Below are 13,481 nucleotides of genomic sequence, written 5' to 3' on the forward strand. Positions count from 1 at the left end.
GACCATGAAATTTATTGGAAAGCTCCTCATCTATCTTCTGGTAGCCCTGCTCATTGTGCTGCTGGCGTTCTACATTTTGCTCCAGACCCGCTGGGGCGCGTCTCAGGTCAGCAGCTGGGTGACGGTGAATACCGACTACGAACTCAGTTTCGACAAGATGAATCACCGCTTTTCGTCGCCTTCCCACATCATTCTGGAAAACGTCACCTTCGGTCGGGACGGTAAACCCGCCACGCTGGTAGCCAAAAAAGTCGATATCGGCCTGAGCAGCCGCCAGATAACCGATCCGCTGCATATGGACACCATCACCCTGTTCGACGGCACGCTGAATCTCTCGCCCCAAACGGCACCGCTGCCTTTCCAGGCGGATCGCCTGCAGCTGAACAACATGGCCTTTAACAGCCCGAATACTGAATGGGACTTGAGCGCGCAGAAGGTCACGGGCGGCGTCAGCCCGTGGCAGCCGGAAGCGGGCAACGTGCTGGGGAACAACGCGCAGATCCAGATGAGCGCGGGCTCGCTGACCCTGAACGGCGTACCGGCGACCAACGTGCTGATCGAGGGCCAGCTCAACGGCAAGGAAGTGGTGCTGAAAACGATTGGTGCCGACATGGCCCGTGGCTCGCTTACCGGCTCCGCCCTGCGCAACGCCGACGGGAGCTGGATTATCGACACGATGCGCCTGAACGAAATTCGCCTGCAGAGCGATAAAACGCTGATGGCGTTCTTCGCGCCGCTGGCCACTATTCCCTCTCTGCAGATTGGTCGTCTGGACGTGACCGACGCCCGGCTTCAGGGCCCGGACTGGGCGGTGACCGATCTCGATTTAAGCCTGCGCAACCTGACTCTCAGCAAAGGCGACTGGCAGAGCCAGGAAGGCCGTCTGTCCATGAACGCCAGCGAGTTTATCTACGGCTCGCTGCATCTTTTCGACCCGATCCTGAATGCGGAGTTTTCCCCGCAGGGCATGGCGCTGCGACAGTTCACCTCCCGCTGGGAAGGCGGCATGGTGCGCACGTCCGGTAACTGGCTGCGCGACGGTAAAGCGCTGGTGCTGGACGATGTTGCCATCGCCGGGCTGGAGTACACCCTGCCGCAGAACTGGAAAACGCTGTGGATGGAGCCTCTGCCGGAATGGCTGAACAGCGTCACGCTGCAAAAATTCGGCCTGAGCCGCAACCTGGTGATCGACATCGATCCCGCCTTCCCGTGGCAGATCACCTCTCTGGACGGCTATGGCGCAAACCTGCAGCTGGTGAAAGATCGCCAGTGGGGCATCTGGGGCGGCAGCGCAACCTTCAACGGCGCGGCGGCGACCTTTAACCGCGTGGACGTGCGCCGTCCGTCGCTGGCGCTGAATGCGAACGCCGCCACGGTGAACATTACCGACCTGAGCGCCTTTACCGAGAAAGGCATTCTGGAAGCCACGGCGACGGTTTCTCAGCTGCCGCAGCGACAGACCACGGTGAGCCTGAACGGGCGCGGCGTGCCGCTCAACGTGCTGCAGCAGTGGGGCTGGCCTGCGCTGCCGATTACGGGCGACGGCAATATTCAGCTCACCGCCAGCGGCAGCGTGCAGGCCAGCGCACCGTTGAAGCCAACGGTGAACGGCAAGCTGAACGCGGTAAATATGGATAAACAGCAGGTGCAGCAGACGATGACGGGCGGTGTGGTTTCAACACCACCCTCACCCCAGCCCTCTCCCTGAAAGGGAGAGGGAGCAAACCATTCCCTCGCCCCTTTGGGGAGAGGGTTAGGGTGAGGGGATTCAGAGGTGAACCACTACCTCATCCCCCTCCGCTTTCACCACCACACCCCATTCGCTGCCCGCGTGTGAACCACCTTTTACGCCGCTCACCTTCTGTACGTTGCGCAAGCACACGGACCAGTTTTGCGCGTCTCCCGCGCCGGTAAAGGTCACGATGTCGCCCCGACGTGACGCCTTCAGCGTAAACGCCACTGAGCCGTCCGCCGCAGGCACTTCGCTCACCGCCGTTGCGCCATCGTCCAGGTTAAACAGCTGGAAGGCCGTCCCCGCGTTCCACGCGTAGTCCGGCTTCTGATTATTGTTGCCCAGCGCCAGCAGGGTGTTGTCGCGCACGTAGACCGGCAGGCTCATGAAATCGTGCTGCTGCTTATGCCAGCGGCTGCCCTGAATTTCGTCGTTATGCCACAGATGCGTCCAGCGTCCTTCCGGCAGGTAGAACTGCACGTCGCCCGCCTCGGAGAACACCGGCGCGACCATCACCGCATCCCCCAGCATGTACTGGCGGTCGAGGTAATCGCATGCCGGATCGTCCGGGAACTCCAGCATCATCGCCCGCAGCATCGGCGTGCCGAACTCGCGGGCCAGCGCCGCCTGACGATACAGGTACGGCATCAGCTGACACTTCTGCTGGGTGAAGTGGCGCACCACGTCGCAGGACTCGTCATCGTACGCCCACGGCACGCGGTAGGATTTGCTGCCGTGCAGGCGGCTGTGGCTGGAGAACAGCCCGAACGCGCACCAGCGCTTATAGACGTGCGCCGGAGCGGTGTTTTCGAACCCGCCGATATCGTGGCTCCAGAACCCGAAGCCGGACAGGCCAATCGACAGCCCGCCGCGCAGGCTTTCGGCCATGGATTCATAGTTGGCGTAGCAGTCGCCGCCCCAGTGCACCGGGAACTGCTGCGCACCCACGGACGCCGAACGGGCAAACAGCACCGCCTCTTCCTCCCCCACCGTCTCTTTCAGCACGTTCCACACCAGCTCGTTATAGATGTAGGCGTAGTGGTTGTGCATTTTCTGCGGATCGGAACCGTCGAACCACTGCACGTCGGTCGGGATACGCTCGCCGAAGTCGGTCTTGAAGCAGTCGACGCCGATCTCCACCAGGCCTTTCAGCCTGTCGGCATACCACCGGCACGCTTCCGGGTTGGTGAAGTCATAGATCGCCAGTCCCGGCTGCCATTTGTCCCACTGCCACAGGGAGCCGTCCGGGCGCCTGAGCAGGTAGCCCTTCTCTTTCAGCTCCCGGAAGATCGGGGATTTCTGGCCAATGTATGGGTTAATCCACACGCAGACCTTCAGCCCTTTCTCCTTCAGGCGGCGGATCATCCCTTCCGGATCCGGGAAGGTCACCGGGTCCCACTCGAAATCGCACCACTGAAAGGCCTTCATCCAGAAGCAGTCGAAGTGGAAGACGTGCAGCGGCAGGTCGCGCTCGGCCATGCCGTCGATAAAGCTGTTTACCGTCGCTTCGTCGTAGTTGGTGGTGAACGAGGTGGTGAGCCACAGGCCGAACGACCAGGCAGGCGGCAGCGCCGGACGCCCGGTTAACCGCGTATAGCGGTTCAGCACCTCTTTCGGCGTCGGGCCGTCGATCACGAAGTACTCGAGGTACTCCCCTTCCACGCTGAACTGCACTTTGGAGACCTTCTCGGAGCCGACTTCAAACGAGACGTTCTCGGGGTGATTCACCAGCACGCCGTAGCCGCGGTTGGTCAGGTAGAAAGGGATATTTTTGTAGGACTGCTCGGTGCTGGTGCCGCCGTCGCGGTTCCAGGTTTCGACCGTCTGGCCGTTGCGCACCAGCGCGGTAAAGCGCTCGCCCAGTCCGTAGACCGTTTCCCCCACACCCAGATCCAGACGTTCGAAAATGTAATTGCGGTCGGTATTGCTGTCCTGCACGTAGCCGTTATTTTTCAGCTGGCTGCCGGTAATACGCTGGCCGTTGCGCAGGAAATCCAGCGCCCAGAACTCGCCTTTGGTGACGCGCACGCTGACGCTGCCGCTTTTCAGCTCGGCAAACCCGGCGTTGTTTTCAATCTCTACCTTCACGTCTTTCAGAACGTTCAGCGGATAGTGCGGGCCGTTATTCAGCGCGCCCTGGAAGTGCTCGATGCGCACCCCGACAATCCCTTCCTGCGGGGAAAACAGGCGCACTGTGAACATCAACGTGTCGAGCTGCCAGGTGCGTTCGCGCACGTCGCGCGGCGCCACGTACACCACCAGGTCATTCCCCTGCTGCTCCACGTCGAACACCTGAACCGGATACGTCACGTTCAGGCCCGGTTGAATAAGCCAGTTTCCATCACCGATTTTCATGCTTGCGTCCTCTTAGTTCTGTAATTCTTTGCTGACCGGCAGGGTTTCAAACTCCTGCTGATTGCGGCGCGCGCCCTGCGCCAGCTCGCCCAGAATTTTGGTCAGGAAGGGGGTTTTCAGCGTGTAGTAGCGCTTGGCGATAATGGCGCTCAGCACGTAGCAGACCGCCGGGGCCAGGGTAAACAGGCCGATAATGATGCTGATGGTCGCGCTGTTCTGGGTTTTGGCTGCCGCGTCGTAGCCGCCGCCAGCCAGCATCCAGCCGATCATCGCTCCGCCCAGCGCCAGGCCGAGCTTCAGCACGAACAGCGTGCCCGCAAAGCTGATGCCGGTCAGGCGTTTGCCGTTGGTCCATTCGCCGTAGTCGACGGTATCGGACATCATCACCCACTGAATCGGCGTCACCAGCTGGTGCAATACGCCAATGACGAAGATAAAGGCGAACATCAGCACGGTGGCGTGCATCGGGACGAAGAACATCGCCACGCTGACCACTGCCAGCGCGGCGTTGGTCCACCAGAAGATGCTGACCTTGCACTTCCAGTCGGTGAGCGGTTTCGCCAGCGCGGAGCCGATCAGGTTGCCGACGCAGTAGGTGGTGAGGAACGCGACGAACACCTCCGGCGAACCCATGATCCAGGTGCAGTAGTACATCATCGCGCCGCCGCGCACGCAGACGGCGAGGATGTTGAGGATGGTGAGCACGCCGACGATGCGCCACTGGTCGTTGTGCCAGATGTCGCGCAGGTCTTCCCGCATGGAGGTGGTGCTCGGTGGCACCTGGATGCGCTCTTTGGTGGTAAAGAAGCAGAACGCCAGCATCAGGAACGCGACGACCGACAGCACGGCAATCCCGCCCTGGAAGCCGAACGCCTTATCGTCGCCGCCAATAAGGTTCACCAGCGGCATCATCAGCACCGTGGAGAGCATGCCGCCCGCCGTCGCCAACACAAAGCGCCAGGACTGAAGGGAGATACGCTGCGTCGGGTCGTTGGTGATCACGCCGCCGAGCGCGCAGTAGGGGATGTTGACCACGGTATAGAGCAGGGTCAGCAGGGTGTAGGTAACGGCGGCGTAAACCATTTTGCCGCTGAGGCTGAGGTCCGGCGTGGTGTAGGCCAGCACGCAGACGATGCCGAACGGGATGGCGCCGAACAGGATCCACGGTCGGAACTTGCCCCAGCGGCTGCGGGTGCGGTCGGCAATCAGCCCCATGCACGGGTCGGAGATCGCATCCAGCGCGCGCGCCAGCAGGAACATGGTGCCGACAAACCCGGCGGGAATGCCGAAAATATCGGTGTAGAAAAACATCATGTACAACATGACGTTATCAAAAATGATGTGGCTGGCGGCGTCTCCCATGCCGTAGCCAATCTTCTCTTTTACTGACAACACTTCGCTCATCTTTTTTTATCCTTCACGCTGTAGGGGGCGCTGAGACCGGTTACAGAGTTTTAAACCATTGTTTCAGGAGCGGGTATTGCGTTTTCTGGTTAGCAGATTACGTTTCTTGTTTTTTGTGATCGCGGTAAATGTTGGGAACCCGAGGGGCTAACATGAGGATTTTCTTAGGAATTAACTGAAACAGGGGTGTGCAGGTCAAAAGAGAGGTGAAAAAAGTGTGTCTGGGTATGTGGTAAATGCCTGAAAGTAGCTATAATGCGCCCCGCCTCCATGTAGCAATCGAGGCGCGGAAGATCGTCATCTCCGGTGAGGTGGCTGGACTTCAAATCCAGTTGGGGACGCCAGCGTTCCCGGGCAGGTTCGACTCCTGTGATCTTCCGCCAAAAGTTGAATTAGTGCATTTTGGCGTTTCAGCTTCTTTAATCCCCGTTTTCACTAATAGAAAATATACACAAGCTTTTTTTTATGGCAGAATAAATTTATTGGCTGATTACATGAAGACGAAAAAAAATGTCCGTACACATGCCTATAAATATAGAGTCATTTTCAGATCAAGATTTAAGAAAGTATATTGACTCCATCATAAACATTATTACAAATGGTATTAATGATACAAAAAAAGTTATCTTTATTTGTGGAAAAGATAAATCTGACAAAGAAAGTTTTCGCTTTAAAATATCTCAACTACTAGAACAAAAAACTAATTATCAGCTGGCATATCCCGAAGATCTTTTTGAAGATCTATTAGAGGGGCAAGCAAGTAACAGCTTATTATCTTTAGAGCAACAATTAGCTGAAGCAGTAGACTTAATAATCCTAATCCCAGAAAGCCCTGGTTCTTTCGCAGAGCTTGGTGCTTTTTCAACGCAAAAAGAACTAGCAGAAAAAATGCTCGTATTGCGGCCTAAAAAATATAAAAGCGATAAGAGCTTCATTAATCATGGCCCGATCAGACTTGTCAGATCTTATAAAGGAAAAATATTAGACATACAAAGTAAATTTGATAATCAAAAAATAGAGCATACATCTTCGATATTGAAGACTGTAAAAAAAATGATCCCATCAGGAAGAAAATCCAAATCAATAAATAACATCCTGTTGTATCAAAACCATATATTATTATTAATCTATCTTTTCGATAGCTTATCTATGAATGCTATCCATAAATTAATGGCATTAATACTTACCAAAAGAAAACTAACCAATCAAGAGGTTATTGGATGTAAAGCGGCCATACATTCACTTACAAGATCTTTATTTATCGAGAAGATTGGCGATGAATTCTCAATTACTAGCCGTGGTTTTTTGGACATACAAAATAAATATTATGCATTAAATGAAATAAGTAGCTTAAGAGTTACCATAATGAATAAACAATTGTCTCCTTAGGGGTAGACATTCATTTCTGTTTATAGAATAATGACTAAGCTAACTCCTAAGCGGGAACTAATCATACGCGCAAGGCCTTAAATGCGGTGTGACGTTCCAGAGGATAGAGAAGCATTACCTCTAGTCCTACAATTTAGCTGTAACATGGTAATGCGATCGATTCGCCAAACCCACCCCCAGTGGTTTTGGCGCCTCGTGCGCATTACGAGCCAATCAGGGCTTAAAAACCCTGTGCGCCAGGGTTTTTAAGCCCTGCCTGGCTCTCCTTAGCCGTTAGGAGTTAGCACCATTTACGCTTTATTAATTTGGAGCTTATTTTGGCCAAACACTCTCAAAGCTTATATACTCAAAGGTTACTTTCCTTACCCATCTTACAAAGCATAGAAGATCTTTCCGTTAAGACACGACTGCCACATGCATTGCTTTCGCAATATTTAACTGATAACTCTCGATACTATTGTCACATCAAAGTACCAAAAAAAACTAGTGGTTATAGGTCAATTGATAGCCCAAATCGACAGTTAAAAGCTTTGCAACGATGGATATTACGTAATATTCTCGAAAAACTGCAGTCATCACCATATGCCACTGGTTTTATATCAGGCATATCATTAAAACAAAACGTTCAGCCGCATTCCGGAAATCAATATATTCTAAAATTGGATATAAAAGATTTTTTCCCTAGCATTAAAGCGAGCTATGTTTACTCTATTTTCAGAGCCGCTGGTTACTCCAAAAAAATAGCTTTCCATTTAACATCTATATGTACTTTAAACGGCTATCTACCACAAGGTGCCCCCTCTTCTCCTTGCTTATCAAATCTTGTTTCTTTGAGAATGGATCAGCGAATTGGGAAATATTGTGATAGACATGCGCTTACCTATACCAGATATGCAGATGATATATCAATATCAGGTAATAAACTTAGTGTTATAAAAAAAGCTTGGACCGTTGTTAAGTTAATCATTTGTGAGGAGGGTTACTCAATAAACAAAAAGAAAGAAATGCTTTCTGGACCACGCTCCCGAAGAGAAATTACTGGAATTATAGCAACCCCTAAATTGGGCATCGGTCAGAACAGTTATAACTCTTATAGAAATAAAATATTTCACCTTTCTAAGAAAGGTGATCCTAATAGCAAAGAAATTATTCTTGGCATCTTAGCTTTTATTAAAAGCGTTGATTTAGAAAGGCATGATAAGCTATTACGATACTATAAAAAGTTGTAATTAGGATTATTAAGCTTAATACTTTCCAAAATTTTATCTTATTTTATCCTTTTGGAGTTACTCCCTTTTGCCTCAGAGCCTCCCTCGCTAGCTCCTTTAACCAGCTGGCGAGGCTCACACCTTCCTCAGCCGCCACAGCATCCAACTGCTCCTTCAATGCCGGATCAATACGCATCTTAAACTGCGGAGACTGCCCACCGCCTTTTGGTTTTTTTTCGCGCGATATGATTGACATGAGGCCACCTAAACCTCCTGTATTTGCAACGCTCCGATGTGCGGGAACACAACCGGAGCGTCTAACCTCACCAACTATCAAGGAGTTGATTATGGCTGATTCGCATTCTACCCCAGACACCGACCAATCCGGAACCGAGCGTTCGTTAATTGTGGGATACCGCCCGAATGTTTTCGACAAATCCACGCCGAAAATCATCCTTTCCGGCAAGTGGCTGCGCGCAGCGGGTTTTGATACCGGACAGCAGGTCACGGTAAAGGTGATGAAAGGGTGCATCGTTCTGGTGGCGTATAACGAGCAGGAGCAAAGGATTCTGGACGATTACAAACGCACTAAAGCAAAGTTATGCCAGATCGAGAGCACGCTGGCGAGCCTGCAATTATCATAATCGTTCCTGCTGTTATCCAGTTGGCTGCTGAGTATGCAGCCAACATAAAAAACAATATGGAATGCCAGATTTCTTCCATAACCTCCAAAAAGCAATCGAACCCAACATGTAATGCTAACTTACAAGTTCAATATTTGATGACATTCATCATTTCAATACCTGATGCTATTTTAAGTTAGCATTTCTCTTACGATGGCAACGAAATCATAATTCAACGTTATAATCTTTAAAAACCCATCTGAGAAACTTATACGTCGCAAAGAGCAATTTTAAGTCCCACTTCCATATTTTATTTTCTATTTTGAAATGAAAGTCACAATTTAAATCCATAATGAAGAGTAGTTTCCCTCAGTCTATAAAAGGAGATTGAGATGGCTATACCTGTTTACTTATGGCTTGAGGATGATTCAGGTCGGAGGATTAATGGATCTGTCGATATAAAGGATCGCGAAGGTTCAATAGAAGTGATTGAATTTATGCATTCTATAGAACAACCTATAGATAAATTCTCCGGTAAAATCACTGCAAAACGCATTTGTAGTACCTATGCATTCATGAAAGAGATTGATTCATCATCCTCTTATCTATACAAAGCCTTGTGTACTGGGCAAACACTTAAAAAGGCAGATTTCATATTTTACAGAATCAACTATAACGGACTCGAAGAGGCTTACTTTAAGACAACATTAGAAAACGCAAGAGTAGTTCAAATTGAACCTATCATGTTTGATATTAAACATCCGCAAAACGAACACTATACACACCATGAATATGTAGATCTGACATATGAAAAAATCACATGGCACTACATTGATGGAAACATCATTCACTCTGATACCTGGAAAGAACGCGCTTAAGGAGAAAGTATGTCCTGGGAATATGATGTAAAAGAGCATAAATTTTATCTGGATGGTGTCTACCAATTTGATGCTGATTACGCAGGTGCAAGTGGTTACAAAAACGATCCGTCACAAGAATGTGTAAAAAATAGCGGACCGCTGCCACGAGGTACCTACACTATTGGGTCCCCTCATAATTCAGCCCACACCGGGAAATATACTCTCAGCCTCACACCCTATTCGACAAATGATATGTGTGGTAGGGACTCATTTAAAATACATGGTAAAAGCAGTTTGCACCCTGACGACTCTTCAGAAGGATGCATCATTGCTCCTCTGAGCGCCAGAAGAAGTATCTGGAAAAGCAACGATACGGTATTAATTGTCAAATGAAGCGTTTATTTTGTTTATTGCCGTTACTCGTTGCAGTGAGTTCGCACGTCTCAGCAACGGGAATGACCGGCTTTGCGGCCCAGTATTACGATGAAGACGGCTCGCTGACGGAAATTTCTACAACAGTGCCCCTTTCCCCAACCATCACTATAGGCAAGCAAGCCGTACGAATGGAAGTTACTCATCTGGCAGACATCTCCATCACACCGGTCAACAAAGACAGTTCCGCACGCTGGGTCTGTCTTCATGACGACGATGGCACGAATTACTGGTTCATTTCTGATAACGAAATGGGTGCAGGGTTGTTAACTGCGCTAGTTATAGCCAAAGATGGCATCCATAACGAGTGTGCTAAAACAACGGAACCTGTCAGAGTCTCGGTCGCTAATGTTCCATTATTAAATGCGACGCATGGCAATTTAGTCGCATTGTTCGGCAAGAAAGAGATAGCCAAAAAGAAAGCGATGCTTTTTTATCAGGAGACGCCAGTACAGAATGGATTCATCCAGAGTAATACGGTCTCTTATTACTTCGATGGCGAAAAAGTGCGTGGCGTAATCATCGGGCAAATTACCAGTAACTAGCTTGCAGACTCCCTCTCCAGAGGGAGAGGGCGTTAAACCTGCTCACCCAACCGCATATGCAACAGCGGAAACGGATTCCCCTGCCCGTCCAGTTCCGAGCGCCCGACCTGCTCAAACCCCATATGGCGATAAAATCCCACGCCCTGCGGGTTCTGCTCATTCACGTCCACTTCGTTCGCGCCGAACGCTGCGGTGGCGTGTTGCAGCAGCAATTTCCCGACGCCCTTCCCGCGACTCGCGTCATCAACAAACAGCATTTCAATGCGGTTTTCATCCACGCCTAAAAAGCCGTGAATAACGCCTGCGTCATCGCGAGCGATCACGACCTTGAGGTTAGGCAGATAGGCGTTAAGCAATAGCGGGCGCAACGCCGCAATATCGCTTTCCTGTAAAAAGTGATGGGTGGCGCGGACGGAGGATTCCCAGATCGCGACCAGACGTTCAAAGTGTGTAGGGAGTGCGGTTTCTATTTTCATGGGGGGATCATTATAGAGCGCAGAGATTAAATCAAGTATCCAGAAGCATGGAGGCAATAAAACGAAGACCTTAAATGAAGTTATAAACTCTGGTACATCTGAAAGTAGAGAGCGTATCAAGGAAATGGCCCTAAAGTTGGTTCAGGAAACCAGGCAAATGATAGATCATGGCAAGTAAGAATCATCACCTGGGAATGAGAACAGGGAAACGAGTCAATCCTTCATGACAGTTGTTCGGTTTAACCGAACAACTGAGGAACGGTAAATATTGTTGCGCCCTGTTCCCCCTCACCCTAGCCCTCTCCCTCAAGGGAGAGGGAACCGATTGTGCGGTTTGTCATCCCACACCGTTCGAGCTAAACCTTAATCTCCATCACCGCGTACACCCCGTCCTTCGGCACCACCACGGTGACGTTTTCCACCGGTACGCCCGCCGCGAGGTGAATATCCTGCAGCTGCTGTAACGATCTCGGGTGAATATCCTCCCAGCCGATACCCCGCAGCACAAAGTCAATTTGCGGGCTGCTGGTGAGCATGTTCGACACAATCACCGCGCCGCCGGGCTTAACCAGCCGCAGCGCGCGCTGGAGAAAAATCACCGCATCGGTATCGTTGAAGTATTCAAAAATCCCCAGCGCGTCGACCAGTTCGGCCTGATGCTCGCCCAGCTCCAGCAGCAGGTCCTCGTTACGCACCAGCGTATGGAGCAGGTTGCGCCTGAGCAGCGTCAGCTGTTCGCCCACCACAATCCCTTCCTGCGCCGCCATGGTTTCGGCCCAGCTGAGCGCCACCGGGTCTTTGTCCACCAGCGTGAGATATACACGCTGGCCGTCGAGCTTTGCTTCGCGCAGCGCCTCCAGCACCGGGATGGCGGCACCGCTCGCGAGGCTAACCCAGTTGTTCTCGCTCTCATTATGAATGTACTTATCCACCAGCGCGGCCAGCACCCTGGCGCGGGATCGCACGCCAACCGCATCGTTAGCGTGGATAAACCACTGGCGGCTGTCGCTGTCCATTTTCGTGCCGTCGGGCAGGCGGTCCTCCAGCGGGTTTTGCACCACAAACAGCGCCAGCGCGGAGGGCACCAGCCGGGTGCGCCACGCGGTGAGCGCCGGGCGGTTGCGGAAGGCCTGTTCGGAATAGCGGTTCTGCGGGACAAGCACGGCCTGCCCCCCTTCGTCGTATTCCACCCTCGGAGGCCGGAGCGCAGGCTCGGCTTTCAGGGCGCGGTCAAGGGAGGCGATTTCACGGGCAGCGTCGTCTTTCATCGGCCACTGGTCGCTGACGTCGGGAAATGACGCGCTGAAAATCGTCATATTTTCCGGTGCATCGCCGCGAAAAGGCTGCCAGTTCATGTCGTCTTCCCTCCGTTAGGCTTTTAACGGAAGTCTATCCAGGCGAGCCAGTAATACCCTACGAAGAAAGCACGAAATAGGTGCATCAGTTCTGCGACGTGCGCCATACCCCCGGCGTGCAGCCGTACTCGGTCTGAAAATGACGAATAAAATGGGCGCAGTCGCTAAACCGCATCCGCCGCGCAATATCCGTCACGCTTTGCTGAGAGTTTTTCAGCAGCCAGCAGGCATAGCGCAGCCTGGCGCTGCGAATAAATTCCCGCGCCGTTTTGCCAAACTCGGCGTGAAACAGGCGGTTAAGCTGGCGTTCGCTCAGCTTAACGTCCTGCGCGAGCCTGGCGGCGTTCAGCGGGTGAGTCAGATACTGTTCGACGATCGTCACCGCCCTGCGCAGCCGTGAATCAGGGATCATGGCGATATTCGCGGGCCGCGGCGTGGCGGCGTCATGCGGAGGAAGGGACAGCCGCCGGGAGGTGGTGGCCGCAATGTCGTCTCCCCCGTGGGCGCGGATCAGCGCCGTTACCAGGGTGAGCGTTGAGATCCCGCCCGGGCAGGTCAGCACATCGCCTTCGTCGATAAAATCGAGGCCTTGCTCAGCATAAACCTGCGGAAAGCGTTGCGTGAAAACGTCATGGTGATGAGGATGAATCGAGGCGCGGCGCTCGTTCAGTAAGCCTTCCTCCGCCAGAATAAAGCTGCCGGTACCAATACCGATCAGGGGAACGTTGTTGTGATAAGCCTCCGTGAGAAACGCTCTGTCGCCACGGTGTCCCTGGTGAAGATGCTCCAGACCTCCGCCGATCGCCGCAATATAGTCGAAGTCGCCGGGCGGCGCATGGGCGGCCTCGGGCCGCACGCTGAGCCCTGAGCTGCTGACTACCGGTAAGTCGGGATAGGTGCTTATCAGGCTGAGTTTAAAGCGTATTTTCTGGCTACGCTTCTGGACGCTGGATGCAATACGTAACGCCTCTATTAATCCTGAATATGCGAAAAGCGAGAAATGGGGCCACAGGAGTAAACCCATATGCAGGGATTTATTCCGTGCAGGCGTCATACTGACGCTATCATCAATTATATTTTTCATTAACTTGCCGAAGAATAA

General features: G+C 52.2%; 13 protein-coding genes and 1 tRNA gene. 8 read left to right on the forward strand and 6 right to left on the reverse strand.

The window, feature by feature from the left end:
* The first annotated feature begins 4 nt into the window (after window positions 1-4).
* Entirely contained in the window at window positions 5-1,708 is a 1,704-nt protein-coding gene (locus tag SPH27_RS18655; protein WP_182071917.1) for an AsmA family protein, read from the forward strand.
* Window positions 1,709-1,768: 60 nt separating this feature from the next.
* Here SPH27_RS18655 and yicI read toward each other — a convergent pair whose 3' ends face one another.
* On the reverse strand, window positions 1,769-4,087 hold the full coding sequence (yicI, locus tag SPH27_RS18660; RefSeq protein WP_182071916.1) for an alpha-xylosidase: 2,319 nt from the start codon (window positions 4,085-4,087) through the stop codon (window positions 1,769-1,771).
* 12 nt (window positions 4,088-4,099) lie between these two features.
* Window positions 4,100-5,491 carry a glycoside-pentoside-hexuronide family transporter gene (locus tag SPH27_RS18665; protein ID WP_182071913.1) on the reverse strand — a complete coding sequence of 464 codons (1,392 nt, stop codon included), beginning with the start codon at window positions 5,489-5,491 and terminating at the stop codon, window positions 4,100-4,102.
* 288 nt (window positions 5,492-5,779) lie between these two features.
* Here SPH27_RS18665 and SPH27_RS18670 point away from each other — a divergent pair.
* The 3 genes from SPH27_RS18670 (at window position 5,780) to SPH27_RS18680 (ending at window position 8,109) form a co-directional block, all read left to right on the forward strand.
* Window positions 5,780-5,874: transfer RNA gene (locus SPH27_RS18670), tRNA-Sec, on the forward strand.
* Window positions 5,875-6,001: 127 nt separating this feature from the next.
* Entirely contained in the window at window positions 6,002-6,880 is an 879-nt protein-coding gene (locus SPH27_RS18675) for a retron St85 family effector protein (RefSeq protein WP_069303464.1), read from the forward strand.
* A gap of 317 nt (window positions 6,881-7,197) precedes the next feature.
* Window positions 7,198-8,109, forward strand: a complete 912-nt coding sequence (locus SPH27_RS18680) for a retron St85 family RNA-directed DNA polymerase (RefSeq protein WP_071891649.1) — start codon at window positions 7,198-7,200, stop codon at window positions 8,107-8,109.
* 43 nt (window positions 8,110-8,152) lie between these two features.
* Here the strand turns inward: SPH27_RS18680 and SPH27_RS18685 are convergent, their stop codons facing one another.
* The gene (locus tag SPH27_RS18685) at window positions 8,153-8,344 is read right to left on the reverse strand and encodes a toxin-antitoxin system HicB family antitoxin (protein ID WP_045631216.1); all 192 of its coding nucleotides are present in this window, start codon (window positions 8,342-8,344) and stop codon (window positions 8,153-8,155) included.
* A gap of 91 nt (window positions 8,345-8,435) precedes the next feature.
* Between SPH27_RS18685 and SPH27_RS18690 the strand changes: the two genes are divergently transcribed.
* The 4 genes from SPH27_RS18690 to SPH27_RS18705 all read left to right on the forward strand — a co-directional run bounded on the left by SPH27_RS18690 (window position 8,436) and on the right by SPH27_RS18705 (window position 10,548).
* A complete protein-coding gene (locus tag SPH27_RS18690) occupies window positions 8,436-8,732 on the forward strand; it encodes a SymE family type I addiction module toxin (protein WP_069733369.1) in 297 nt (98 codons plus the stop codon).
* 371 nt (window positions 8,733-9,103) lie between these two features.
* On the forward strand, window positions 9,104-9,589 hold the full coding sequence (tssD, locus tag SPH27_RS18695) for a type VI secretion system tube protein TssD (RefSeq protein ID WP_182071911.1): 486 nt from the start codon (window positions 9,104-9,106) through the stop codon (window positions 9,587-9,589).
* 9 nt (window positions 9,590-9,598) lie between these two features.
* Window positions 9,599-9,964 carry a tlde1 domain-containing protein gene (locus SPH27_RS18700; RefSeq protein WP_072051083.1) on the forward strand — a complete coding sequence of 122 codons (366 nt, stop codon included), beginning with the start codon at window positions 9,599-9,601 and terminating at the stop codon, window positions 9,962-9,964.
* Entirely contained in the window at window positions 9,961-10,548 is a 588-nt protein-coding gene (locus tag SPH27_RS18705) for a hypothetical protein (RefSeq protein ID WP_233476969.1), read from the forward strand. Before SPH27_RS18700 ends, SPH27_RS18705 begins: the two co-directional genes overlap by 4 nt.
* A gap of 32 nt (window positions 10,549-10,580) precedes the next feature.
* Here the strand turns inward: SPH27_RS18705 and SPH27_RS18710 are convergent, their stop codons facing one another.
* The 3 genes from SPH27_RS18710 to SPH27_RS18720 form a co-directional block, all read right to left on the reverse strand.
* Window positions 10,581-11,024, reverse strand: a complete 444-nt coding sequence (locus SPH27_RS18710) for an acetyltransferase (protein WP_182071909.1) — start codon at window positions 11,022-11,024, stop codon at window positions 10,581-10,583.
* A gap of 356 nt (window positions 11,025-11,380) precedes the next feature.
* Window positions 11,381-12,379 carry a class I SAM-dependent methyltransferase gene (locus tag SPH27_RS18715; RefSeq protein WP_167819659.1) on the reverse strand — a complete coding sequence of 333 codons (999 nt, stop codon included), beginning with the start codon at window positions 12,377-12,379 and terminating at the stop codon, window positions 11,381-11,383.
* A gap of 85 nt (window positions 12,380-12,464) precedes the next feature.
* Complete coding sequence (locus SPH27_RS18720) at window positions 12,465-13,463, reverse strand: GlxA family transcriptional regulator (protein WP_232938874.1); 999 nt, start codon at window positions 13,461-13,463, stop codon at window positions 12,465-12,467.
* Window positions 13,464-13,481 lie beyond the last annotated feature (18 nt).

Origin of the sequence: Enterobacter sp. A103 (assembly GCF_034427535.1) — a bacterium.
In the GTDB taxonomy this organism is placed as follows: Bacteria; Pseudomonadota; Gammaproteobacteria; order Enterobacterales; family Enterobacteriaceae; genus Enterobacter; species Enterobacter asburiae_B.